Origin of the sequence: Cupriavidus sp. KB_39 (assembly GCF_052114485.1) — a bacterium.
Taxonomy (GTDB): domain Bacteria; phylum Pseudomonadota; class Gammaproteobacteria; order Burkholderiales; family Burkholderiaceae; genus Cupriavidus.
In genome coordinates, this window is the sequence record NZ_JBFREV010000027.1 from 1 (window position 1) to 24,280 (window position 24,280).

The 24,280-nt window shown below is 65.7% G+C and carries 27 protein-coding genes; 20 read left to right on the forward strand and 7 right to left on the reverse strand.

The annotated features are described in order from the left end of the window. From AB4Z27_RS19540 to cysM, 6 genes are all read left to right on the forward strand, one after another. On the forward strand, positions 1-428 hold a 428-nt coding region (locus AB4Z27_RS19540), incomplete at its 5' end, for a UDP binding domain-containing protein (protein WP_441645064.1). A 6-nt stretch (positions 429-434) separates the two neighbouring features. Next, complete coding sequence (gene rfaE1 / locus AB4Z27_RS19545; protein ID WP_092302007.1) at positions 435-1,376, forward strand: D-glycero-beta-D-manno-heptose-7-phosphate kinase; 942 nt, start codon at positions 435-437, stop codon at positions 1,374-1,376. Positions 1,377-1,418: 42 nt separating this feature from the next. Next, positions 1,419-2,414: an ADP-glyceromanno-heptose 6-epimerase gene (rfaD, locus tag AB4Z27_RS19550; RefSeq protein ID WP_092302010.1), complete on the forward strand. Its 996-nt coding sequence runs from the start codon at positions 1,419-1,421 to the stop codon at positions 2,412-2,414. 183 nt (positions 2,415-2,597) lie between these two features. Beyond that, positions 2,598-2,966 (forward strand): ComEA family DNA-binding protein, encoded by a 369-nt coding sequence (locus AB4Z27_RS19555; RefSeq protein ID WP_441645045.1) that lies wholly within the window; start codon positions 2,598-2,600, stop codon positions 2,964-2,966. Between the two features lie 147 nt (positions 2,967-3,113). Continuing rightward, positions 3,114-4,427, forward strand: a complete 1,314-nt coding sequence (locus AB4Z27_RS19560) for a solute carrier family 23 protein (protein WP_441593607.1) — start codon at positions 3,114-3,116, stop codon at positions 4,425-4,427. Positions 4,428-4,560: 133 nt separating this feature from the next. Next, entirely contained in the window at positions 4,561-5,463 is a 903-nt protein-coding gene (gene cysM, locus AB4Z27_RS19565) for a cysteine synthase CysM (protein WP_092302019.1), read from the forward strand. Between the two features lie 60 nt (positions 5,464-5,523). On the opposite strand, the gene AB4Z27_RS19570 is transcribed toward cysM, so the two are convergent. The 3 genes from AB4Z27_RS19570 to mltB form a co-directional block, all read right to left on the reverse strand. Further along, positions 5,524-6,009 (reverse strand): SRPBCC family protein, encoded by a 486-nt coding sequence (locus tag AB4Z27_RS19570; protein WP_441593608.1) that lies wholly within the window; start codon positions 6,007-6,009, stop codon positions 5,524-5,526. After that, on the reverse strand, positions 5,981-6,349 hold the full coding sequence (locus AB4Z27_RS19575) for an ArsR/SmtB family transcription factor (protein WP_092301898.1): 369 nt from the start codon (positions 6,347-6,349) through the stop codon (positions 5,981-5,983). The genes AB4Z27_RS19570 and AB4Z27_RS19575 overlap by 29 nt, the downstream gene beginning before the upstream one ends. Positions 6,350-6,432: 83 nt before the next feature. After that, on the reverse strand, positions 6,433-7,539 hold the full coding sequence (gene mltB / locus AB4Z27_RS19580; protein ID WP_441645046.1) for a lytic murein transglycosylase B: 1,107 nt from the start codon (positions 7,537-7,539) through the stop codon (positions 6,433-6,435). A gap of 130 nt (positions 7,540-7,669) precedes the next feature. Here mltB and AB4Z27_RS19585 point away from each other — a divergent pair, with 130 nt between their 5' ends. From AB4Z27_RS19585 to AB4Z27_RS19615, 7 genes are all read left to right on the forward strand, one after another. After that, positions 7,670-8,593 carry a histone deacetylase family protein gene (locus tag AB4Z27_RS19585; RefSeq protein ID WP_092301903.1) on the forward strand — a complete coding sequence of 308 codons (924 nt, stop codon included), beginning with the start codon at positions 7,670-7,672 and terminating at the stop codon, positions 8,591-8,593. Positions 8,594-8,799: 206 nt separating this feature from the next. Next, the gene (locus AB4Z27_RS19590; RefSeq protein ID WP_092301906.1) at positions 8,800-9,834 is read left to right on the forward strand and encodes a methionine ABC transporter ATP-binding protein; all 1,035 of its coding nucleotides are present in this window, start codon (positions 8,800-8,802) and stop codon (positions 9,832-9,834) included. Further along, entirely contained in the window at positions 9,824-10,477 is a 654-nt protein-coding gene (locus AB4Z27_RS19595) for a methionine ABC transporter permease (protein WP_092301909.1), read from the forward strand. The genes AB4Z27_RS19590 and AB4Z27_RS19595 overlap by 11 nt, the downstream gene beginning before the upstream one ends. A gap of 39 nt (positions 10,478-10,516) precedes the next feature. Further along, the gene (locus AB4Z27_RS19600) at positions 10,517-11,314 is read left to right on the forward strand and encodes a MetQ/NlpA family ABC transporter substrate-binding protein (protein ID WP_441645047.1); all 798 of its coding nucleotides are present in this window, start codon (positions 10,517-10,519) and stop codon (positions 11,312-11,314) included. A 235-nt stretch (positions 11,315-11,549) separates the two neighbouring features. Then, positions 11,550-12,299 (forward strand): electron transfer flavoprotein subunit beta/FixA family protein, encoded by a 750-nt coding sequence (locus AB4Z27_RS19605; protein ID WP_092301915.1) that lies wholly within the window; start codon positions 11,550-11,552, stop codon positions 12,297-12,299. Between the two features lie 17 nt (positions 12,300-12,316). Then, positions 12,317-13,252 (forward strand): electron transfer flavoprotein subunit alpha/FixB family protein, encoded by a 936-nt coding sequence (locus AB4Z27_RS19610; protein WP_092301918.1) that lies wholly within the window; start codon positions 12,317-12,319, stop codon positions 13,250-13,252. 121 nt (positions 13,253-13,373) lie between these two features. Next, positions 13,374-15,158, forward strand: a complete 1,785-nt coding sequence (locus tag AB4Z27_RS19615; RefSeq protein WP_441645048.1) for an acyl-CoA dehydrogenase — start codon at positions 13,374-13,376, stop codon at positions 15,156-15,158. Positions 15,159-15,236: 78 nt separating this feature from the next. Here AB4Z27_RS19615 and AB4Z27_RS19620 read toward each other — a convergent pair whose 3' ends face one another. Then, positions 15,237-16,541 carry a D-amino acid dehydrogenase gene (locus tag AB4Z27_RS19620; RefSeq protein ID WP_092301924.1) on the reverse strand — a complete coding sequence of 435 codons (1,305 nt, stop codon included), beginning with the start codon at positions 16,539-16,541 and terminating at the stop codon, positions 15,237-15,239. 109 nt (positions 16,542-16,650) lie between these two features. Here AB4Z27_RS19620 and AB4Z27_RS19625 point away from each other — a divergent pair, with 109 nt between their 5' ends. Further along, positions 16,651-17,145, forward strand: coding sequence for an Lrp/AsnC ligand binding domain-containing protein (locus AB4Z27_RS19625; RefSeq protein ID WP_092301927.1), 495 nt, complete (start codon positions 16,651-16,653; stop codon positions 17,143-17,145). A gap of 16 nt (positions 17,146-17,161) precedes the next feature. Then, the gene (locus tag AB4Z27_RS19630) at positions 17,162-18,337 is read left to right on the forward strand and encodes a PA0069 family radical SAM protein (protein ID WP_441645049.1); all 1,176 of its coding nucleotides are present in this window, start codon (positions 17,162-17,164) and stop codon (positions 18,335-18,337) included. A 281-nt stretch (positions 18,338-18,618) separates the two neighbouring features. Here AB4Z27_RS19630 and AB4Z27_RS19635 read toward each other — a convergent pair whose 3' ends face one another. Continuing rightward, positions 18,619-19,113 (reverse strand): NINE protein, encoded by a 495-nt coding sequence (locus tag AB4Z27_RS19635; RefSeq protein WP_441645050.1) that lies wholly within the window; start codon positions 19,111-19,113, stop codon positions 18,619-18,621. 318 nt (positions 19,114-19,431) lie between these two features. Beyond that, positions 19,432-19,839 (reverse strand): hypothetical protein, encoded by a 408-nt coding sequence (locus AB4Z27_RS19640; protein WP_441645051.1) that lies wholly within the window; start codon positions 19,837-19,839, stop codon positions 19,432-19,434. Between the two features lie 327 nt (positions 19,840-20,166). On the opposite strand from AB4Z27_RS19640, the gene rpsP reads away from it, so the two are divergent. The 5 genes from rpsP (at position 20,167) to AB4Z27_RS19665 (ending at position 23,244) form a co-directional block, all read left to right on the forward strand. After that, positions 20,167-20,418 carry a 30S ribosomal protein S16 gene (rpsP, locus tag AB4Z27_RS19645; protein WP_092301938.1) on the forward strand — a complete coding sequence of 84 codons (252 nt, stop codon included), beginning with the start codon at positions 20,167-20,169 and terminating at the stop codon, positions 20,416-20,418. A 61-nt stretch (positions 20,419-20,479) separates the two neighbouring features. Continuing rightward, complete coding sequence (gene rimM, locus AB4Z27_RS19650; protein WP_092301941.1) at positions 20,480-21,157, forward strand: ribosome maturation factor RimM; 678 nt, start codon at positions 20,480-20,482, stop codon at positions 21,155-21,157. Between the two features lie 28 nt (positions 21,158-21,185). After that, on the forward strand, positions 21,186-21,968 hold the full coding sequence (gene trmD / locus AB4Z27_RS19655) for a tRNA (guanosine(37)-N1)-methyltransferase TrmD (RefSeq protein ID WP_092301944.1): 783 nt from the start codon (positions 21,186-21,188) through the stop codon (positions 21,966-21,968). 77 nt (positions 21,969-22,045) lie between these two features. Next, positions 22,046-22,435, forward strand: a complete 390-nt coding sequence (gene rplS, locus AB4Z27_RS19660) for a 50S ribosomal protein L19 (RefSeq protein WP_092301947.1) — start codon at positions 22,046-22,048, stop codon at positions 22,433-22,435. Positions 22,436-22,563: 128 nt separating this feature from the next. Beyond that, on the forward strand, positions 22,564-23,244 hold the full coding sequence (locus tag AB4Z27_RS19665; RefSeq protein ID WP_092301950.1) for a CoA pyrophosphatase: 681 nt from the start codon (positions 22,564-22,566) through the stop codon (positions 23,242-23,244). Positions 23,245-23,277: 33 nt separating this feature from the next. On the opposite strand, the gene AB4Z27_RS19670 is transcribed toward AB4Z27_RS19665, so the two are convergent. Next, positions 23,278-24,126 carry a sulfurtransferase gene (locus tag AB4Z27_RS19670; protein WP_441593610.1) on the reverse strand — a complete coding sequence of 283 codons (849 nt, stop codon included), beginning with the start codon at positions 24,124-24,126 and terminating at the stop codon, positions 23,278-23,280. Between the last annotated feature and the right edge of the window lie 154 nt (positions 24,127-24,280).

The following is a 24,280-nucleotide window of genomic DNA, read 5'->3' on the forward strand; positions in this document are numbered from 1 at the left end:
GGGAAGACCTGACGGGCAAGACCTTCGCAATCTGGGGCCTCGCCTTCAAGCCGAATACCGATGACATGCGGGAAGCGCCGTCGCGGGTGCTGGCGCGCGAGCTGGTGTCGCGCGGCGCCGCGCTGCGCGTGCACGACCCGGTGGCGATGCCCGAAGCGCGCCGTGTGATCGAGACGGATCTTGCGGACATCGAAGGCGGCGCGGGGCGAGTACACTTCTGCGAGGCGCAGATGGATGTCCTCGAGGACGCCGACGCGCTCGTGATCGTGACCGAGTGGAAGGTCTTCCGGAGCCCGGATTTCAGTGCCATCCGCGCCAAGCTGAAGACCCCGGTCATTATCGACGGCCGCAATCTCTACGAACCCGATGCCATGGCGACAGCCGGCATCGAATACCACGCGATCGGGCGCTCTGCCTCGATGCGCTRAGACCCTATGAGCAAGAATCAGATTTCGCAGGACCAGATTCGACAATCGCAGGTGCTGGTGGTGGGCGACATGATGCTGGACCGTTACTGGTTTGGCGACGTGGAGCGCATTTCCCCGGAGGCGCCGGTGCCCGTGGTGCAGGTCAAGCGCAGTGACGAGCGCCTGGGCGGCGCCGCCAACGTGGCCCGCAATGCCGCGGCGCTGGGCGCCCGGGTRGGCATGCTCGGCGTGATCGGCGATGACGAGCCGGGCCGCACGCTCGAGGCGCTGCTGGCCGAGAGCCACGTGCAGCCCTACCTGCAACGCGATCCCACCCTCAATACGACGATCAAGCTGCGCGTGCTGGCCCATCAGCAGCAGTTGCTGCGCGTCGATTTCGAGAGCGCGCCGGCCAACGAAGTGCTGGCTTCGGTACAGGAGCGCTTCAATACTCTGGTGGCCGACTATCAGGTGCTGGTCTTGTCCGACTACGGCAAGGGCGGTCTGGCGCACGTCGGCCGCATGGTGGAGGCGGGCCGTGCGGCCGGCCGCACCGTGCTGGTGGACCCCAAGGGCGACGACTACTCGCGCTACCGGGGTGCCACGCTGATCACGCCGAACCGTGCCGAGATGCGTGCCGTGGTGGGCGCCTGGAAGACCGAGGCGGACCTGACMATCCGCGCCCAGAACCTGCGCCGCTCGCTCCAGCTTGAAGCGCTGCTGCTGACGCGCTCGGAGGAGGGCATGACGCTCTACACCGAGGCCGAGGTGCTTCATGTCTCGGCCCAGGCGCGCGAAGTCTATGATGTATCGGGGGCCGGCGATACCGTGATCGCCACGCTGGCCACGATGATCGGTGCCGGCGTGCCGCTCAAGGAAGCCGTGCAGCACGCCAACCGGGCCGGCGCCATCGTGGTCGGCAAGCTGGGTACCGCCGTTGTCACGTATCCCGAACTGTTCGGCGCCTGAGGCGCGTGTCGTAAAAGTCCGAAATTCGAGTCTGAAACTACCATGACCATCATCGTGACCGGCGCCGCCGGCTTTATCGGCAGCAACCTCGTCAAGGGCTTGAACGAGCGCGGCGAGACCAATATTGTCGCGGTCGACAACCTGACCCGTGCCGAGAAGTTCGGCAACCTCGTGGACTGCGAGATCGCCGACTACCTCGACAAGTCGGAATTCGTCCAGCGCTTTGCGCGGGGGGACTTCGGCAAGGTCCGCGCGGTGTTCCACGAGGGCGCGTGCTCCGACACCATGGAGACCGACGGCCGCTACATGATGGAGAACAACTACCGCTACACGCTGGCGCTGATGGAAGCCTGCCTGGAGCAGGGCACGCAGTTCCTCTACGCCTCGTCGGCGGCCACCTACGGGGCGTCGACGATGTTCCGCGAGGACCGCGAGTACGAGCGCCCGCTGAACGTGTACGGCTATTCGAAGTTCCTGTTCGACCAGGTGGTGCGGCGCCGGCTGCCGGCGGCCCACTCGCAGATCGTCGGCTTCCGCTACTTCAACGTGTACGGCCCGCGCGAGTACCACAAGGGCCGCATGGCCTCGGTGGCGTTCCACCACTTCAACCAGTTCCGCGCCGAGGGCTCGGTGAAGCTGTTCGGCGAGTACAACGGCTACGCGCCGGGTACGCAGAGCCGCGACTTCGTGTCCGTGGAGGACGTGGTCAAGGTCAACCTGTACTTCCTCGATCATCCGGAAAAGTCCGGCATCTTCAACCTTGGCACCGGCCGCTCGCAGCCGTTCAACGACATCGCCGCCAGCGTGGTCAACACGCTGCGCGAGATCGAGGACAAGCCGCCGCTCTCGCTGGAGGAGATGGTGCAGGAAGGGCTGGTCGAATACGTGAAATTCCCCGACGCGCTGCGCGGCAAGTACCAGTGCTTCACGCAGTCCGATGTGTCGCGCCTGCGGTCGGCGGGCTATACCGCCCCGTTCCTCACGGTGCAGGAAGGCGTCTCGCGCTACTGCAAGTGGCTGCTCGAGCGTAACGGCTGACCGTTTCGGATGTTTCCGACCGCCGATTGCAACATCCTCGTTGCAGTTGGCCACACATCCGCGCGGATGTTGTGAACGATTGTGGCCGACTACGCGTCTAGCCGTCACCCGCTCCTATCCTGACAAGGCTCCGTCGCCATCCCGGCACGGAGCCTTGAGTCCAATAAGGAAAGGAGTTTTCTGATGCGCAATCCCTTCGATGTTTCCCTGATCCAGTGCATGCGCCGGATGTTCGTGGCGCTGCTGGTGTCGCTCGCGTTCGGCGGCGCGGCCTATGCCAACGTGGACGTCAACGTGGCGGACGAAGYCGCGCTGACCGGCGTGAAGGGCATCGGGCCGGCTACCGCCAAGCGGATCCTCGATGAGCGCGAGAAGCATGGCGCCTTCAAGGATGCCGGCGACCTCGCGGACCGGGTGCCCGGCGTGGGGCCGAAGTCGGTGGCCAACCTCGAGGCCGCCGGGCTGACGTTCGGCAAGGCTGCGCCGCCCCCTCGCAAGGATCCCAAGGCAAAGGCCAGCGCGGCACCATCGACGCAGAAGGCGGCCCGCTGACGCCATGCGGCAGACCAGGCCCGGGGCGTCAACAGCCCGGGGCTGGTATGCGTTGTGCTTCCTTGTCGGCCGGCGCCGGCCCGGTCGCTTCGCGGCCAGGGCGGCGCGGAGTATCATGCGCGACGTCGATAACAGGGAGAAAACAACATGGCGAATGGCGAGGACACGGGCTTCCTGCCGAAATGGCGGCTGAAGACATCGGGCGTGATCGGCCCGGACGAGCGGCTGCCCGCGGGGCAGACGATTCTGGCGGGCATCCAGCACGTAGTGGCGATGTTCGGCTCCACGGCCATCGCGCCGATCCTGATGGGCTTCAATCCGAATATCGCCATCCTGTTCTCGGGCATCGGCACGCTGATTTTCTTCCTGTTCGTACGCGGGCGCGTGCCGAGCTATCTGGGATCGAGCTTCGCGTTCATCGCCGTGGTCATCGCGGCCACCGGCTATGCCGGCAGCGGGCCGAACCTGAATATCCCGGTGGCGCTCGGCGGCATCATCGCGGCGGGGGCGGTCTACACATTGATCGGCCTGATCGTGCAGGCGGTCGGCTACGCCTGGGTGGAGAAGCTGATGCCGCCGGTGGTGACCGGCGCCATCGTTGCAGCGATTGGCCTGAACCTGGCGCCGGTGGCCGTCAAGGCCGTCAGCGCCGCGCCGCTCGATACCTGGATCGGACTGCTGACCGTGCTGGCCGTGGGTCTGATCGCCGTGCGCGCGCCGGGCATGGTGGGGCGCCTGCCGGTGCTGCTGGGCGGGCTGGCTGGCTACCTCGCGTATTACATCGCCACCAATGTGATGGGCATGGGCAAGGCCATCGACTTCTCAGGCGTGATTGCGGCCGGCTGGTTCGGCCTGCCCGCGTTCACGGCGCCGGTGTTCGAGCCGAGCGCGATGCTGCTGATCGCCCCGGTGGCGATCGTGCTTGTGGCGGAGAACCTCGGCCACATCAAGGCCATCGGCGTGATGACGGGCCGCAACCTGGACCCGTATATCGGTCGCGCGTTCATCGGCGATGGCGTGGCCACGATGCTGTCCGCCTCGGGCGGCGGCACGGGCGTGACCACGTACGCGGAGAACATGGGTGTGATGGCGGTGACGCGCATCTACTCGACGCTGATCTTCGTGGTAGCGGCGGCGGTGGCCATTCTGCTCGGCTTCTCGCCGAAGTTCGGCGCGCTGATCCTGACGATTCCGGGCCCGGTCATCGGCGGCCTGACCATCGTCGTGTTTGGCCTGATCTCGGCCACGGCCGGGCGGATCTGGGTGCAGAACGGCGTGGATTTCTCCAGCTCGCGCAACTTGATCACGGTGGGGGCCACGCTGACCGTGGCCGCTGGYGACCTGACGCTGAAGCTCGGTGGCATGACGCTCGGTGGCATCGGCACGGCCACGTTCGGCGCCATCCTGCTGTATCACCTGCTGGGCAAGGGCCGCGACGAAGAAACCGCGCTGCCGCACTGATTCGGCGGCATGGCGGGGCCGGCTGGGGTGGGGGAATGCCCGCCCTGCCGGTGCGGGTAAGGTGGGTGCATTACAATGACCCGCGACAACAAAGACATTGGCGACACCCCCTCCCGCGACATTCCCCTGCACCATGGCCTACAAGACGATCGAAGACACCATCGGCAATACGCCGCTGGTCAGACTCCAGCGCATCCCCGGCGCCGCCATCGAGGCGCGCGGCAATGTGATTCTCGGCAAGCTCGAAGGCAATAACCCGGCCGGTTCCGTCAAGGACCGTCCCGCGCTGTCGATGATCCGTGGTGCCGAGGCGCGCGGCCGCATCAAGCCGGGCGACACGCTGATCGAGGCGACCTCGGGCAATACCGGCATCGCGCTGGCCATGGCTGCGGCCATCCGCGGCTACCGCATGGTGTTGATCATGCCGGAGGACCTGAGCCTCGAGCGCCGGCAGAGCATGTCGGCCTATGGCGCGGAGATCATCCTCACGCCGGTCAAGGGCGGCATGGAGTACGCGCGTGACCTCGCCGAAGCCATGGAGCGCGAAGGCAAGGGTGTGATCCTCGACCAGTTCGCCAATCCGGACAATCCGCTGGCGCACTACGAGACCACGGGCCCGGAACTCTGGGCGGAAACCGAGGGCCGTATCACGCACTTTGTGTCCGCCATGGGCACCACGGGCACGATTACCGGCGTCTCGCGCTTCCTCAAGGAAAAGAACCCGGCGATTCAGATCGTCGGCGCGCAGCCGGCCGAAGGCTCGCGCATCCCCGGCATCCGCAAGTGGCCGGAAGCCTAYCTGCCGAAGATCTACGATCCGAAGTACGTAGACCGCCAGGAGCCGGTGTCGCAGGCCGACGCCGAGCACATGGCCCGCCGCATGGCGCGCGAGGAAGGCATCTTCTGCGGCATTTCCGCCGCCGGCGCGCTGTGCGTGGCGCTGCGCGTGGCCGAGGAAGTGGAAAACGCGACGATCGTGTTCGTGGTCTGCGACCGTGGTGACCGCTACCTGTCGACCGGCGTATTCCCGGCCTGATCGGTCCCGCGTTTCTCGTACGAGTAAAGGCCCCGCGCGTTTGCCGGGGCCTTTTTCTATCTAGCGCAAGTTCAGCGCGAAGTCGTCGAGCTGGGTGATGCAGGTGTTCCAGCCGTCGAAGAAGCCCAGCTTCTCGTGCTGGTCCCGCGTTTCGTCATCGGGGTGCATCACCGTGGCGGTGTAGCGGCTGCCCGTGCCTTCGTCGGCCATGGTGATGATKGCCGTGAAGCCGAGCCACGGCTTGGCCGGACGCCAGCCGCCSGTCAGCATCGACGTCATGACAAGGCGCGATTGCGGCACCACTTCGAGAAAGCTGCCAGGGTTGTCGCTCACGCCACCGTCGGGGCCGCGCATGATGGTATGGAAGGCGCCGCCGGGCTGGAGGTCGAAGGCCAGCACCTCGGTCGTCCAGGGCTTGGGGCACCACCATTCCTTGAGCAATGCCGGATCCGACCAGGCGCGCCACAGTGCCGAGCGCGGCGCGCGCAGCACGCGGGAGATGACGAGGTCGCGGGATTCAGCGTTGTCGGCTGGGCTGTTTGACATGGGCTTGCTCCTCCTGATGTAGACGTTCGACGAATTGGGCCATGCGATCGGACCTGGCCTCCCAGACGGCGCGCTGCTCGGCGATCCACTGCTCAGCCTGCGAGAGCCGCTCCGGCAACAACTCACACGTGCGGGTGCGCCCGAGCTTGTGCGTGCGGATCAGGCCGCTACGCTCGAGCACGGTCAGGTGCTTCATGAACGACGGCAGCGCCATGTCGAAYGGCGCCGCCAGCGTGGACACCGACTGCGCGCCGCCGCCCAGTGCGCTGACAATCGCACAGCGGGTGGGGTCGGCGAGCGCGTGAAATACCTCGCTGACTGTCGCTTGATAGTTAGCCATATGGGTAACTATAGGCCAAAAGAAAATCCCCGGCAAGACAGAGCCTGGACGGGGATTTGGGGTCGGCGAATGGGGGGTGGCGATCAGCCCATCGCCGCTTTGACTGCCTCGCCGAGTTGGTACACCGCCAGCGCGTAGAAAAAGCTACGGTTGTAGCGCGTGAGCACGTAGAAATTGCGCAGGCCGATCAGGTACTCGGTGGGCTGGTCCGGCGTGGGCAAGTCCACCACCAGCACGCCGGTCTCGCCTTCGCGCTGGAGGTCGATCGGCTCGTCCACGCGCAACCCGGCGCGGGTGAGCTGGTTCAGCGTGCGCGTGGGCCACGGCTCGCCGTCTGCCGCAGCCCCGGCAATGCCCCGGCTGCCTTCGTCGCCGGCAATGCTCCAGATCACGGGCCGGCCCTGTTCCCAGCCGTGCAACTGCAGGAAGCGGCCCACGCTACCAATGGCATCGACGGCGCTGTTGCGCAGGTCGACGTGCCCGTCCTTGTCATAGTCGATCGCGTACTCGCGCAGGCTGGTCGGCATGAACTGCGGAATGCCCACCGCGCCCGCGTACGAGCCGAGTACCGAATAGACATCGGTGCGGGTCTCGCGGCACCAGAGCAGGTAGTCCGCCAACTGCTCGCGGAACAGCCGGGTGCGTGCGTCGCGGTTCGGGGTGTCCGGATAGTCGAAGGCCAGCGTGGAGAGCGAATCCAGCACGCGGAACGTGCCCATATCGCGCCCGTAGATGGTTTCCACGCCGATGATGCCGACGATGACCGACGCCGGCACGCCGAATTCGGCCTCGGCGCGGCGCAGCGTGTCGCGGTTTTCCTGCCAGAAGCGCACGCCGGCGTTGATGCGGATCGGCTCGATAAAGCGCGAGCGGTACGTCCGCCAGCTCTTCCGGCCCGGCGTGCTCGGCGGCATGATCAGCCGCGACACCGTGGCCGAATACACGGCCTGACTGAAATACGTGTCCAGCTCCGCGCGCGGGAAGCCGTGGCGGGCCACCATGTCGTCGATGAACGCACGGGTTTGCGGATGATTTCGATAGCGGCCCGGTTCGATTTCTTCTTCCCGGACGGCCACGCGACGCTTGCCGGCAGCCATCAGTCGAGGAGAAACGCCGCACAGGCCCAATGCGGCAGCGGTGAGTGCGGCGCCCAGCAGCGGGCGGCGCATGGAGCGCTGTTTGTCGGTCATGTTGTCCTTTGCAAGTCGCACCGAGTATAGCGGATGCCTCCCGGCGCCAGCGACCCCGCCGGYCCACGGATGATGTGGCACGTCATGTGCTAACGTATCGATTGGAGACAAACTTGACCCGGAAACGACAATGCCAACGGGCTATTACACACATCCCGCATTCCAGCTGCACGAGATGGGACATTTCCATCCGGAATGCCCGGAACGGCTGCAGGCGATCGAGGATCACCTGATCTCGCACGGGCTGGACGGGCTGCTGGACCGCCGCGACGCGCCGGCCGCCACCGAGGAGCAGATCGAGCGCGTGCACCGGCCCGACTACGTCTCCCAGCTGGCGTCCGTGAGCCCCGCGAGCGGCTACCACGCGATCGATCCCGATACCACGATGAACCGCCACACGCTGACCGCCGCCACGCACGCGGCCGGCGCCGCCGTGGCCGCCACCGACGCCGTGATGGCCGGCGAACTGGAAAACGCGTTTTGCTGCGTGCGCCCGCCGGGCCACCACGCCGAGCCGGACCGCGCCATGGGCTTCTGCTTCTATAACAACGTGGCGATTGCCGCCCGTCACGCGCTGGTCGCGCATGGTCTGGAGCGCGTGGCCGTGATCGATTTCGATGTCCACCACGGCAACGGCACCGAGGCGGCATTCCGCAACGACCCCCAGGTGCTGATGTGCAGCTTCTTCCAGCACCCGTTCTATCCGTATAGCGGCACGGAGCACATTGCGCCGAACATGTCGAATATCCCGCTGCCCGCCTATACCAACGGCATGGCCGTGCGCGAGGTGGTGGAGACGATCTGGCTGCCACGCCTGAACGAGTTCCGGCCCCAGATGCTGTTCATCTCGGCCGGTTTCGATGCCCACCGTGAGGACGACCTCGGCCAGATGGGCCTGGTCGAGCAGGACTACGCCTGGATGACCGAACGGCTGATGGAAGTGGCGCGCGTGCACGCCAAGGGCCGCATCGTGAGCTGCCTGGAGGGGGGCTACAACCTCAGCGCGCTGGGGCGGAGCGTGCTCGCGCACCTGAAGGTGATGATGGAAGGGTGAATACGCTCAAAGATCATCGATSCAAGTGACCCGTAATTCGCAAAAATGCGATTGACGGTGCTTCTATATGCTCCCAGCGCATAAGGCGATCGAAAAAATCTCGTTTGAGGTATGAAGCGGATCGCATAAAATGCGAGCTTCAGAAAAATAATGCGCGGCAACAACGCTGGAGACCCCACGCTGTTGCCGTTTTCTTTTCTCTTTCCATGATCGAACTGCAAGGACTCTCGCAGCGATTCCCCGGCGGGTCGGGGGAAGTGCATGCGCTGCGCGATGTCAGCCTCTCCATCGCGCCCGGTGAAGTCTTCGGCATCATCGGCCGAAGCGGGGCCGGCAAGAGCACGCTGGTGCGTGCCATCAATCTGCTGAACCGGCCCAGCGCCGGCCGGGTGATCGTCGACGGCCACGATTTGACTGCGATGGATGCCAGCCGCCTGCGCGCGGCGCGCCGCGAAATCGGCATGATCTTCCAGCATTTCAACCTGCTGTCGTCGCGCACGGTCTATGACAACGTGGCGCTGCCGCTGGAGCTGGCCGGCAAGACCAAGGCCGAGATTGCCGCGACGGTGCTGCCGCTGCTGGACCTCGTGGGTCTGTCGGCGCTGCGCGACCGCCATCCCGCGCAGATCAGCGGCGGCCAGAAGCAGCGCGTGGGCATTGCGCGCGCGCTGGCGAGCAAGCCGAAGGTGCTGCTGTCCGACGAAGCCACCTCCGCGCTGGATCCCGAGACCACGCGCTCAATCCTCGACCTGCTCAAACAGATCAATCGCGAGCTGGGCCTGACCATCGTCATGATCACGCACCAGATGGAGGTCATCAAGCAGGTCTGCGACCGCGTGGCCGTGCTCGAGGCCGGTCAGGTGGTGGAAAGCGGCCGTGTGATCGACGTCTTCCTGCGCCCGCAGCACGAGGTCACGCGCGCGATGATCGGCGACGTGATTGCCCAGGAACTGCCGGCCAGCGTGCTCAAGCGCGTGGAAAGCCGGCTCGGCAACGGCCGCGACCACGTCTACCGGCTGGCCTTCACGGGCGAGAACGTCGACCAGCCGGTGCTGGCCCAGGCGATCCGCCAGCACGGACTGGACTTCAACATCCTGCACGGCCATATCGACGAGATCCAGGGGCAGGCGTTCGGCTCGCTGGCGATCATGGCCACGGGCGAGCCGGCCGCGGTGCGCGCGGCGATGGAGTATTTGCAGACGCAGGGCGTCGTGGTGGAGGAGATCGAACATGTGGTCTGAAATGTTTGACCTGTTCCTGGCGTCGTTCGGCGAGACACTGTTGATGGTGTCGATCTCGGGCGTGGTGGGCGCGCTGTTCGGCGTGCCGCTGGGCGTGCTGCTGCACCTGACCAACCGGGGCGGCGTGCTGTCGCATCCGCTGTTCAACCGCTCCATCGGCGTGGTCGTGAACGCGGTGCGGTCGATACCGTTCATCATCCTGCTGGTGGTGGTGATCCCGTTCACGCGCTTTATCGTCGGTTCGTCGATCGGCACGACGGCGGCTGTGGTGCCGCTGACGATCGCGGCGGTGCCGTTCATCGCCCGGCTGGTCGAGGCGGCGCTGCGCGAGGTGGACAAGGGCCTGGTGGAAGCCGCGCAATCGATGGGTGCCACCACGCGCCAGATCGTCTGGAAGGTGCTGCTGCCCGAGGCGATGCCCGGCATCGTGGCCGGCCTGACCATCACCTTCGTGAGCCTGGTCGGCTATTCGGCCATGGCCGGCGCCATCGGCGGCGGCGGGCTGGGCGACCTGGGCATCCGCTACGGCTACCAGCGCTATATCACCGAGGTCATGGTCGCCGTGGTGGTGATCCTGATCGTCTTCGTACAGGCCGTGCAGAGCTTTGGCGACTGGCTCGTGCGCCGCATCAGCCATCGCTGATGGGTTTCAATTCGCAGGGAAACTAGGGGTAAATCAAAAATGCAACGTCGTAATTTGCTGAAGACTGCCGCAGCGGTGGCGCTGGGCCTGGCCGTTTCCACGGGCGCGCTGGCGCAGGAAAAGCCGATCAAGGTTGGCGTGACGGGCGGCCCGCACGCGCAGATCATGGAGCAGGTGAAGAAGGTGGCGGCCAAGGACGGCCTGAACATCCAGGTGGTGGAGTTCAGCGACTACATCCAGCCGAACGCCGCGCTGGCCGCTGGCGACCTCGASGCCAACAGCTACCAGCATCTGCCGTACCTGGAAGCCCAGATCAAGGATCGCGGCTACAAGTTCACGCACGTGGGCTTCACGGTCACGTTCCCGATGGGTGTGTACTCGAAGAAGGTGAAGTCGCTGGACCAGATCAAGCAGGGCGCCCGCGTGGGCGTGCCGAACGATCCGACCAACGGCGGTCGCGGCCTGTTGCTGCTGCAGGCCAAGGGCCTGATCAAGCTGCGTCCGGACGCCGGTCTGAAGGCCACGCCGCTGGACATCGTGGAAAATCCGAAGAAGATCAAGATCGTCGAACTCGACGCTGCCCAGCTGCCGCGCTCGCTCGACGACCTGGACGCCGCCGCGATCAACGGCAACTATGCCGAGTCCGCCGGCCTGTCCCCCACGCGTGATGCAATCGCCACAGAAGGCCCGAAGGGTCCGTACGCGAACCTGATCGCCATCCGCGCGGCGGACAAGGACAAGCCGTGGGTGGCCAAGCTGGTGAAGGCCTACCACTCGGCCGAGGTGAAGCAGTACATCGCCAACACCTACAAGGAGTCGGTGATCACCGCCTGGTAATCATCAATCGGGCGCCGGTCCGGGACGATTTTCGAGGAAATCGTCCAAACCCTGTGCACGCGGGGCATCCTGCGGCACAATGGGCGCAGATTTCTTCAGTTGCCGGGCTAGCCCCGGCAATTCTTTGTCTATAAAATAGTACGATCGTTCGAAAAACTAAAGCTGCGCCACCCCGGTGGTTATAATGGCGAGCGATTCAAATCTTTGGACTATCAGCTATCAGTGGAGTGAGCGCATGAAAGTACTCGTCGCAGTCAAGCGGGTGGTGGACTACAACGTCAAGGTCCGCGTGAAGTCGGATGGCTCGGGCGTCGACCTGGCCAACGTCAAAATGAGCATGAACCCGTTCGACGAAATCGCCGTGGAAGAGGCCGTGCGCCTGAAAGAAGCTGGCGTCGTCACCGAAGTGATCGCCGTGTCGTGCGGCGTCACGCAATGCCAGGAGACCCTGCGCACYGCGATGGCCATCGGCGCCGATCGCGGCATCCTGGTGGAATCGAACGAAGACCTGCAGCCGCTGGCCGTGGCCAAGCTGATCAAGGCACTGATCGACAAGGAACAGCCGCAACTGGTGATCCTGGGCAAGCAGGCCATCGACGATGACTCGAACCAGACCGGCCAGATGGTGGCCGCGCTGGCCGGCCTGCCGCAAGCCACGTTCGCCTCGAAGGTGGTGGTGGCGGATGGCAAGGCATCGGTGACCCGTGAAGTGGATGGCGGTCTGGAAACGCTGTCGGTCAAGCTGCCGGCCGTGGTGACCACGGACCTGCGCCTGAACGAGCCGCGCTACGTGACGCTGCCGAACATCATGAAGGCCAAGAAGAAGCCGCTGGAAACCGTGAAGCCCGAAGACCTCGGTGTGGATGTGGCCCCGCGTCTGTCGACCGTGAAGGTCGTGGAGCCGGCCAAGCGCAGCGCAGGCGTGATGGTGCCCGATGTGGCCACGCTGGTGCAAAAGCTGAAGTCTGAAGCCAAGGTTATCTGAGCGCGGGGAGAGAAAACATGACTGCACTCGTCATTGCTGAACACGACAATCAATCGATCAAGGCCGCCACGCTGAACACCGTGACGGCTGCCGCCCAGTGCGGTGGCGACGTCCACGTGCTGGTAGCCGGCGCCAATGCCAAGGCTGCCGCCGATGCCGCTGCCAAGATCGCCGGTGTGACCAAGGTCCTGCTGGCCGATGCCGCCTATTTCGGCGACGGCCTGGCCGAGAACGTGGCCGAGCAGGCCCTGGCCATCGCCAACGACTACAGCCATATCCTGGCGCCGGCAACGCCCTACGGCAAGAACATCCTGCCGCGCGTGGCCGCCCGCCTGGACGTGGCCCAGATCTCGGAAATCTCCAAGGTCGACGCACCGGATACCTTCGAGCGCCCGATCTACGCTGGTAACGCCATTGCCACCGTGAAGTCGGCCGACAAGATCAAGGTCATCACGGTGCGCGGCACGGCGTTCGACGCGGCTGCCGCCGAAGGTGGCTCGGCTGCTGTCGAGACCCTGCCGGCCGTGGCCGACCTGGGCATCTCGCAATTCGTCTCGCGCGAAGTGGCCAAGAGCGACCGTCCGGAACTGACCGCTGCCAAGATCATCGTTTCCGGTGGCCGTGGCGTGGGTTCGGGCGAGAACTACACCAAGGTGCTGACGCCGCTGGCCGACAAGCTGGGCGCCGCGCTGGGCGCCTCGCGCGCGGCCGTGGATGCCGGCTTCGTGCCGAACGACTATCAGGTCGGCCAGACCGGCAAGATCGTCGCGCCGCAGCTGTACATCGCGGTCGGTATTTCGGGCGCGATCCAGCATTTGGCCGGCATGAAGGACTCCAAGGTGATCGTCGCGATCAACAAGGACGCCGAAGCCCCGATCTTCTCGGTGGCGGACTACGGCCTGGTGGGCGACCTGAACACCGTGGTGCCTGAGCTGGTGGCAGCACTGGGCTGAGGTCTGGCCCCGCGCCGGCCCGCGTACTGTCTGGTACGGGCGCCGGCGCCCCAACAAGAAGAATGAAGCCGTTCCGGGAGCGTCCCGCGAGCGGCTTTTTTACAAGATCCAGGAGACTTCGATGACCTATCGCGCACCGCTCAAGGACATGCTGTTCGTCATGAACGAACTGGCGGACCTGAACGCCGTCAGCCAGATGCCGGGCTATGAGGAAGCCACCCCGGACACGGCGCAGGCCGTGCTTGAGGAAGCGGCCCGGTTCAACGAGGAAGTGGTGGCCCCGCTGAACCGCGCGGGCGATCTCGACCCCAGCAGCTGGAAGGACGGCGTGGTCACCACCACGCCCGGGTTCCGCGACGCGTTCCGCCAGTTCGGCGAGGGCGGCTGGCAGGGCGTGCTGCATCCGAGCGATTTTGGCGGCCAGGGCTTGCCCAAGCTCGTCGGCACGCCGTGCATCGAGATGCTGAACAGCGCCAACCTGTCGTTCGCGCTGTGCCCGCTGCTGACCGATGGCGCCATCGAAGCCCTGCTGACTGCCGGCACCGACGAACAGAAGACGGTCATCCTGCCCAAGCTGATTGCGGGCGAATGGACCGGCACGATGAACCTGACCGAGCCGCAGGCCGGCTCGGACCTGGCCGCCGTGCGCACGCGCGCCGAGCCGCAGGGCGACGGCACRTTCAAGCTGTTCGGCACCAAGATTTTCATCACGTACGGCGAGCACGACATGGCGAAGAACATCGTCCATCTGGTGCTGGCCCGCACGCCGACCGCGCCCGAGGGCGTCAAGGGCATCTCGCTGTTCGTCGTGCCGAAGTTCCTGGTCAACCCGGACGGCACGACCGGTGCGCGCAACGACGTGCACTGCGTGTCGATCGAGCACAAGCTCGGCATCAAGGCCAGCCCGACGGCGGTGCTCCAGTTCGGCGATCACGGCGGCGCCGTCGGCACGCTGGTGGGCGAGGAGAATCGCGGCCTCGAATACATGTTCATCATGATGAATGCGGCGCGCTTCGCGGTGGGCATGCAGGGCATCGCGGTGTCCGAGCGCGCCTACCAGCACGCCGTGGCCTATGCGCGGGAGCGCGTGCAGAGCCGGCCGGTCGATGGCTCGGCGCGCGAGGCCGTGACGATCATCCATCACCCCGACGTCAAGCGCATGCTGATGACGATGCGCGCACTGATCGAAGGCGCACGTGCCGTGGCCTACGTGGCCGCCGCGGCCAGCGATGCCGCCCACCAGCATCCGGACGAGGCGACGCGCCGCGAAAACCAGGCGTTCTACGAGTTCATGGTGCCCGTGATCAAGGGCTGGAGCACCGAGCTGTCGATCGACGTGACCAGCCTCGGCGTGCAGGTGCACGGCGGCATGGGCTTCATCGAGGAAACCGGCGCGGCCCAGTACTACCGCGACGCGCGGATCCTGCCGATCTACGAGGGCACCACGGCCATCCAGGCCAATGACCTCGTCGGCCGCAAGACCGTGCGCGATGGCGGTGCCGTGGCGCGCGCGATCTGCGCGAAGATCGCCGAGACCGAGGCCGCGCTCGGCCAGCACAGCTGCGCCTCGTTCCAGGCGGTGCAGGGCCAGTTGAAGCGGGGTCGCGAGGCGCTCGAGGCCGTGGTGGGCTTCGTCGTGGAGAACGCCAAGGGCGATCCGAACGCGGTGTTCGCGGGCAGCGTGCCGTACCTGAAGCTGTGCGGCATCGTGTTCTCGGGCTGGCAACTGGGCCGCGCGATGCTGGCGGCGGATGCCAAGCGTAGCGAAGACCCGGCGTTTTAYGAKGCCAAGATCGCCACGGCGCATTTCTTCGGCGAGCACATCCTGTCGCAGGCGTCGTCGCTGCGCGACGCCATCGTGGCCGGCGCCGAGCCGGTCAAGGCGATGTCGGTGGACCAGTTCTGACGCGCAACTTGCGTTGGGGATGAAAAAAGGCGACCCGAAGGTCGCCTTTTTTTCGTCGAAGTCCGAGATCAGGAACGATCAGGCCGGCACCGGACGCGGCACGCCGTGCGTGCGCGCGGGCTGGCGGTAGCGGTCCACCGACAGGTCGTCGGCGCGAATCGCTGGCTGCGTGCCCGAGACCAGGTCGGACAGCAGCTTGCCCGAGCCGCAGGCCATGGTCCAGCCGAGCGTGCCGTGGCCGGTGTTGAGCCACAGGCCGCGAATCCCGGCGGGGCCGACCACGGGCGTGCCGTCCGGCGTCATCGGACGCAGGCCAGTCCAGAACGTGGCGCGGCTGACATCCCCGGCGCCGGGGAACAGGTCCGTCACCACGTGTTCGAGCGTGCGGCGCTTGGCCGGATCGAGCGAACGGTCGTAGCCGACGATCTGCGCCATGCCGCCCACGCGGATGCGGTCGTCGAAGCGCGTGATCGCCACCTTGTAGGTCTCGTCGAGCACCGTGGATACCGGGCTGCGCGCGGCATCGGTCATCGGCACCGTGATCGAGAAGCCCTTGAGCGGGTACACCGGCAGGTTCGACAGCCCCGGCAGCACATTGCGGACGAACGGCGTGGACCAGCTCCCGAGCGCCACCACCACGGCCTCGGCATACATCGGCTGGCCGCCRACCACGGCACCGGTCACGGCATCGCCCTGGGTCATCAGGCCGTCGATCGAGCGGTTGTAGAGGAACTGCACGCCGAGCGATTCGGCCATGGCTGCCAGCCGTTGGGTAAACAGCTGGCAATCCCCGGTTTCATCGTTCGGCAGGCGCAGGCCGCCGGCCAGCTTGTGGCCTGCGGCGGCCAGCGCCGGTTCGCTCGCGCCGAGTTCCTCGCGCGAAAGCAATTGATAGGGCACGCCCGCTTCCTCGAGCACGGCGATGTCGCGCGCGGCGGCTTCGAGCTGCGCGTCCGTGCGAAACACCTGGAGCGTGCCTTGCTGGCGGCCTTCGTAGGCAATACCGGTCTCGGCCCGCAGCGTGCGGATGCAATCGCGGCTGTACTCGGCCAGTCGCACCATGCGTTCCTTGTTCACGGCATAGCGTGCCGGCGTGCAATTGCGCAGCATCTGCCACATCCACTGGAGCTGGAACAGCGTGCCGTCAGGCTTGATGCTCAGCGGCGCGTGCTCCTGGAACATCCACTTGATGGCCTTGAGCGGCACGCCCGGCGCGGCCCACGGCGACGCGTAGCCCGGCGAGATCTGGCCGGCGTTGGCAAAGCTGGTGCCGAGCGCGGGCGCGGACTCGCGATCCACGACGGTCACTTCATGACCGGCACGGGCCAGGTACCACGCGCTGGTCACGCCAATAACGCCACTGCCAAGCACTAGAACACGCATCTCGATGACTCCGGACCTGCGAAAGAATGGAATAGAAGGATTCGTATCTATACTATTGACTTCAAAGCAGTGTTAGTTACCGATTAAATTAGAAAAACAGGAAAAAGTCATGAGAACGACACGTCAGCCGGTGCGCGGCCTCGATCGGCTGGATCGGAAGATTCTCACGGTGCTCCAGGACGACGGGCGGGTGTCGATGAAAGACCTGGCAGAGCGGGTGGGGCTGACCATCACGCCCTGCATCGAGCGCGTGAAGCGGCTGGAGCGCGACGGTGTCATCATGGGCTACTACGCCCGGCTGAATCCGGGGCTGCTCGGCAGTGCGCTGCTGGTATTCGTGGAGATTTCGCTGGGCAACAAATCGGGCAATATGTTCGAGCAGTTCCGGCGCGAGGTGCTGCGGATTCCCGAGGTGCTGGAATGTCACCTCGTCTCGGGCGACTTCGACTACCTGATCAAGGCGCGGATTCGCGAGATCAGCGAGTACCGCCGTCTGCTCGGCGACATTCTGTTGCAGTTGCCGGGCGCAGCCCAATCTAAAAGCTACGTGGTGATGGAAGAAATCAAGGAGACATTGGCCATCTCGGTGGAAGAGCGCGAGTAAGGCCGTTCGATGCAAGATGGGTGACGAACACGACCTCGGCGGTGACGGGGAGGGCGAGGGCGCCCGCCGTCCGCCCGTGGCCCGCAAGGGGCGCGGCGCCGTCAGCAACCTCCAGGGACGCTTCGAGCGCGACCAGCGCGAGGCGTTCGACGACGGCTGGGCGCCGGCCGATGACGACCCGGCCCCCGCCGATGACGCGCTGCCGCCCAAGCTCGTCACCCGGGTCACGCTCGAGCAGGCCCGCTCGATCCTGTCGCGCAACGCCTCGCCCGACATCCCGTTCGATGTCTCGCTCAATCCTTACCGGGGCTGCGAGCACGGCTGCATCTACTGCTTCGCCCGGCCGACGCACGCCTATCTGGACCTGTCACCGGGGCTCGATTTCGAGACGAAGCTTTATGCCAAGACCAATGCGGCCGAGCGCCTGCGCGAAGAATTGTCCAAGCCGTCGTATCGGTGCGAGACCATCGCGCTGGGCGTGAACACCGACGCCTACCAGCCCATCGAGCGCGAGCAGCGCATCACGCGCAGCCTGCTGGAGGTACTGCACGAGACCGACCACCCGGTGGCGCTGATCACGAAGTCGTCACTGATCGAACGGGATATCGACCTGCTGGCGCCCATGGCCGCCAAGCGGCTCGCGGTGGGGGCTGTGACGATCACGACACTCGACGCCGGCATCGCCCGCACGCTGGAACCGCGCGCAGCCACGCCGGCGCGGCGGCTGCGCACGATTCGTGAACTGACCGATGCGGGGATTCCGGTAGGGGTGAGCGTGGCGCCGATTATCCCGTTCGTCACCGAACCGGACCTCGAGCGCGTGCTGGAAGCCGCCCGGGAGGCCGGGGCGGTCTACGCCAACTACATCGTGCTGCGTCTGCCGTGGGAGGTGAGTCCGCTGTTCCAGGAGTGGCTCGAAGCGCATTTCCCGGATCGTGCCGAGCGGGTCATGAACCGCGTGCGCGAGATGCGGGGCGGCAAGGATTACGATGCCGACTTCGCCTCGCGCATGCGCGGCACGGGGATTTGGGCCGATCTGATGCGTCAGCGGTTCTACAAGACCGCCGAGCGGCTAGGCTTCCGTTACAACCGGTTCGAACTCGATACGTCGCGCTTCAGGCCCCCGCCCAGGCCGACCCGGCCCAACGGGCGTCCGCGCGGTACCGACGACCGGCAGGGTTCGCTGTTCTGAGGCGCCGCCTGCTGATCCTCGATCATGCGGCAGGCCAGCTCCAGCGCGGCCTTCGCACTGGTCGTCGGCAGGCCCGACGACAGGGCCAGCCTGACTGCGATAGCAGCCAGGCGTCCTTCTTCATACGTGGGATGTTCCATCGGGCACTCCTTTGCATCGTCCCGCCATGGCGGGCCATGCTCCATTCCGTGCGTACTCGGACTTACCAGTATGGGTGATTTGCAGAAGCGCGTTTGACCAATGTCATCCCATTGTCAGGTTGCAGCGAAAGTGCGCGCTGACTATTGGGAAAGCGCCTTGGCCGCCTCCACCTGCGACTCGAAGAACGTCTGGAAGCTGATGGCGAGCCCGGCCATGAGCAGGCCGGTGCCGATCAGSAGCGACAGGATGACCAGGATCACCACGGGCCAGCCGGAGCGCGTGGGCKTGCCGTGTGCGTTATAGCGCGCATCCCAGCGGTCGTCGGGGCGTAGCCCGAACACGATGGCGGTCAGGAATGCCGCAATCACCGAGGTGCCGCCCGCCACCGCGAACGTCCAGTTCAACGCGGTGGACCCGGCGCCCGTCACCAGCGACGCAATTCCGATCGCCCCCGCCAGCGTGGCCAGCAGGTGTGCCCAGCCGAACTTGTCGCCGAAGCCCTTCAGATAGAAGCGATGTGCTCCCAGGCTGCCGAACAGGAAGGCCAGGGCGACGGTGATCAGCTTGGACTTGCCCCGGGCCGGGCGRCGCGCATCGGCGCYGAGGGCAGGGGCTTGGCTTGCGGTGGTAGGCATTGTGGAGGCGATGTGGCAGGCACGGAGGCTGACAATCGTCACATTGTACGTGGAGGCTGCGCCCGGTGAGGATATCGGGACAAGACCGGAGTGGCCGGAGCCGGACCAGTGGGTGCCGGGCAGAGGCAGGTCAGTTCGATTGCCGTCTGCGCAACAACGGCACGCTGCGAGGGCGCCGGGGTTGAACCCCGTCTGGAATCGCCGACTGCACCGGGCGGCAGCCTGTGCGGGCACGAGGCCCGCACATCTTGAAAGACCAAGCAAAACGGCCGGAGTTCCGGCCGTTCGAGAAAGGGGAGAAGGGGAGAGGCGCGGGACTCAGCGCCCGCCATCGCGGCTGCGCGCCTGCCAGCCCGGGCCCATGCCGGATGGACGCATGTCGTTGCTGCGCCCCGGGTTATCATTCACGCTGCTGCGGTCGGACGTCTGCCGTACCGGACGATCCTCGTCGCGGCCCGGCGCACCGGGCGGGCGCCCGCTCAGGCGGTCGTCATTGCGCGCCCGCTGCTCCATGCGTTCGATCTGTGCCCGCACATGATCCCGGCTTTCGGCACGTACGCTCGCCATTTCCCATCCGCCGGCAACGCGGTTGACGCGCGCCGACTGTTCGGCCCGGGCGGTGTGCCAGAAGGCAACTTGCGCGTGGCTGGCGGCAATACTGCCGATCAGGCCCGAGAGGGCCAAGGTACCAGCCACCAGGAGACGCAGGTGGGGGCGGGTAAGCATGSGAGATCCCAAGATCCTTAGCAGGGAAAGAGTCAGGAAGATGGGTTCATGGTACGCAGGCGCCGTGTGACCGCCTATGCCAATCCCGTTACCCGTGTAACCGATTGTTTCGACATTTTTGCCAGCTTTATAACGTCGCGCCGGTGGCGGGGTTYGCGCGGGATTCGCGGTTTACGCGACGGTGCCTGCAGGCCATGTTGCGCCAACGGCGCACCGGTGGCSGCGCCCGGCGCGAATTGCGCGCTAAGTGTTTGTTTGGCATTGGGAACTGGGCTATACTCTTGCGTTTCGTGTTCGCACACCCCCGTTTTTTCGAGGAATAACCCCATGGTCGTAATCCGTCTGGCTCGCGGCGGCAGCAAGAAGCGCCCCTTCTTCAATATCGTTGCCGCTGACTCGCGCAACCGTCGCGATGGCCGTTTCATCGAGCGCGTTGGTTTCTACAACCCGCTCGCCTCCGGCAAGGAAGAAACCCTGCGCCTGGTGCAAGACCGCCTGACGTACTGGCAAGGCGTTGGCGCCCAGCTGTCGCCGACGGTTGCCCGTCTGGTCAAGCAAGCCGCCAAGGCCGCTGCCTGATTGCCGCCAAGGCGCGCGGCCCGTTGTGGCGCGTGCCTGACGCATCGGACGCATCGTCTCAGTGACTGGCAACGCCCCCGGCCGCAAGCCGTTAAATCGGCAAGGTACCGCGGCGCAGGCCGAGGTATCGGGCCAGCCGCCCAAGCCCCGCAAGCTGCCCGCAGCGCTGCTGTTCACCGACAGCCTGCCCGACGATCTCGTCGAAGTGGGCTATGTGGGCGCCGCCTATGGCATCCGTGGCTGGATCAAGGTCCAGCCGCACGCGGACGACGCCTCCGCATTGCTCCACGCCCGCCGCTGGTGGCTGCTTCGTGCGCCGCAGGCCGGCGTGGTGGTGGCGCCGGCACAGCCGGACGAGGCGCTCTGCGTCAAGATTGCCCAGTCGCGCGAGCATAGCGGCACCGTGGTGGCCCAGGCCACCGGCGTAGCGGAACGCAATGTTGCCGAAGCCCTGAAAGGGCGTCGCGTCTGGATCCGGCGCGCGGATTTTCCGCCGCCGGAAGAGAATGAGTTTTACTGGGTCGACCTGATCGGTTGCGCCGTGCTCAACGAACAGGGCGAAACCCTGGGCGAGGTATCCGGCCTGATCGACAATGGTGCCCACCAGATCCTCCAGGTGGCGTACACGCTGCCGGATGGCAAGCCCGGCGAGCGGCTGGTGCCGTTCGTGGACGCGTTCCTGCGCACGGTGGATACCACCACCCGGCGCATCGTGGTGGACTGGGGGCTCGACTACTGAAGTACCGAAGCACACCAAGGGGCCGCGGATGCAGTTCGATGTAATCACGCTGTTTCCCGAGATGTTTCGGGCGCTGACCGACTGGGGCATTACCAGCCGGGCGGCCAAGCAGCAGCGTTACGCGCTGCGCACCTGGAATCCGCGCGACTTTACGGTCGACAATTACCGCACCATCGACGACCGGCCTTACGGCGGTGGTCCTGGCATGGTGATGCTGGCCAAGCCGCTGGACGACGCGATCGACGCGGCGGCCGCGGCGCAGGCGGAAGCCGGTGTGGCAGTCCCGCATGTGGTGCTGATGTCGCCGCAGGGCGCCCCGCTCACGCATGAGAAGGTGATGTCGCTGTCGCAGCGGCCTGGCCTGGTGCTGTTGTGCGGTCGCTACGAGGCGATCGATCAGCGATTGATCGAGCGTCGCGTGGACGAGGAAATCAGCCTCGGCGATTTCGTGCTGTCCGGCGGTGAACTGCCGGCCATGGCGCTGATCGACGCGGTAGTGCGGCATCTGCCCGGCGTGCTGGGCGATGCGCAGTCGGCCGTGCAGGACAGTTTCGTCAACGGCCTGCTCGATTGTCCGCACTACACGCGGCCGGAAGAATATGAAGGTGTGCGGGTGCCCGATATCTTGCTCGGGGGCCATCATGCCGAGATCGAGAAATGGCGGCGCCAGCAGGCGCTGGCCAACACCGCGCGCAAGCGTCCCGATTTGATCGAGGCGGCGCGTGGTCAAGGGTTGTTGTCCAAGGCCGATGAGAAATTTCTGTCGGAGTGGACGGCGAAAGCAGGGCGGGAGTTCGCTCCCGCCAAATGAAAACCCCATCCTCTGCCGGGGCCCGGGACAAGTCCTGGGGCATACAACGCTGGCATGATGGTAATGGAGAAAAAACGATGAACATCATCGAGCAAATCGAGCAGGAAGAGATTGCGCGCCTGACCGCGAACAAGACCATTCCCGCGTTCGCCCCGGGTGACACCGTGATCGTCAACGTGAACGTCGTGGAAGGCACCCGCAAGCGCGTGCAGGCCTACGAAGGCGTCGTGATCGCCAAGCGTAACCGTGGCCTGAACTCGTCCTTCATCGTGCGCAAGATCTCGTCGGGTGAAGGCGTGGAACGTACGTTCCAGCTGTACTCGCCGCTGATCGCCGGCATCGAAGTGAAGCGTCGTGGCGACGTGCGCCGTGCAAAGCTGTACTACCTGCGCGAGCGTTCGGGCAAGTCGGCACGTATCAAGGAAAAGCTGGTCTCGAAGGCTGCGAAGGCTGCTGCCGCCGAGTAAGGCGATGCCGTCCGGCGCCGGGCAACCGGTGCCGTATCGGATTCGGAAAGGACACCTTCGGGTGTCCTTTTTGCTTATATGTGTGCTGCAGCGCGACATGGCGCGCTTCTGTCATACTCAATGGTGTCATGCGCCCCAAATTCGACCCAGAAACCTTGCCGGTCATCGGCACCGACGCCCAACGCGCGCCGCTCTCGGCGCCCCGGATGCGCCCGGACTTTATCCGCCACCGCCTGCTATCGCCGCCAGCCTGGGAACCCGAGCTGACCGATGAGTCGCGCGTCTACGACCGGAGCCGCGGCCTGCGCGAAGCCGCCGTGCTGGTGCCGTTGGTGGACCGCGCCGACGGCCTGACCGTGCTGCTGACCGAACGCAACGCCAACCTCAACGCCCACGCGGGCCAGATCAGCTTTCCGGGCGGCCGGCAGGAGACCTACGATGCGGACCGCATCGCCACRGCGCTGCGTGAGACGAAGGAAGAAATCGGGCTGGATCGGGACTATATCGAGGTGCTCGGCTCGCTCCCTGAYTACATCACGGGCACCGGCTAYCACGTCAGCCCCATTGTGGGGCTGGTGCGCACCGGTTTCGCGCTCGAGGCCGATGCCGGCGAAGTGGCGGACATCTTCGAGGTGCCGCTCGCCTTCCTGATGGACCCCTCACGCCACGAGCGGCGGCTGCTGCGCTGGGCGGACGGCGAACGTCAGTTTTATTCGATGCCGTACCCGCGCGAGGAAGGCGGCCACCGCTTCATCTGGGGCGCCACCGCGGGCATGCTGCGCAACCTCTATCACCTGCTCGCCGCGTAAGAACTCGGCGTATTACCAGGCGGGACGCAGGCGTCAGGCGGCTGCCTGACCGGCCTGCGTCGCGCAATGCGGGCATTGCTTGCCCACCGCATAGCTGGGCTGYTGCTGTTCCTCAGGCGTAACCACCGCGCGGCAGGCAAAGCACTGCACCGGGCCGGCCGGCTCGAGATTGGGGTTCAGGGCGGTTCGGTAGTCGAACACGAAGCAGTCGCCCTTGTAGTGGCTACCGCCCACTTCCTCRAAGTACTTCAGGATGCCGCCTTCGAGCTGGTAGATGTGCGCCATCCCCACTTCCTGCATGTGGATGGCGGCCTTCTCGCAGCGGATGCCGCCTGTGCAGAATGACACCACCGTCTTGCCCTCCAGCTCGGCCTTGTGGGCGGCGATGGCGGGCGGGAAATCGCTGAATTTCGCAATGTCGTATTCCACCGCGTTCTCGAAGGTGCCCACGGCCACCTCGAACGCATTGCGTGTATCGAGCATCACCACGGGGCGGCCGGCGTCGTCGTGGCCCTGGTCGAGCCAGCGCTTGAGATCCACGGGCCGCACGGACGGCGCCCGGCCCGCTTCGGGGCGGATCAGCGGCATCTTCATCGTGATGATTTCCTTCTTGGCGCGCACCAGCATCCGCTTGAACGGCTGGTTGTCCGACAGGCTCTCCTTGGGCGCGATGTCCGCAAAGCGGGCGTCGGCGTGGAGCCAGGCCATGAAGGTGTCGATGGCGTCGCGCGGGCCGGCCAGGAACATGTTGATGCCCTCGGGCGCCAGCAGGATCGTGCCCTTGAGGTCGGCCGCCTCGCAGCGCGCGCGCATTTCCGGACGCAGGGTCTCGATGTCGTCCAGCGTGACGAATTTGTAAGCGGAAATATTGACGATCTGCATGGGATGGGTGCTGCCGGACCGCGCGGCGGGCCGCGCGATAACTGCCTGATTGGAAAGGCGAAATTATAGCCGCTTGCGGGCCTGGCCGACACCCTGTTTCCAGGCACTCCGGACCGGGCCAGGCGTCGTCCCAGCCCCTCATTTTCCGAAAAGT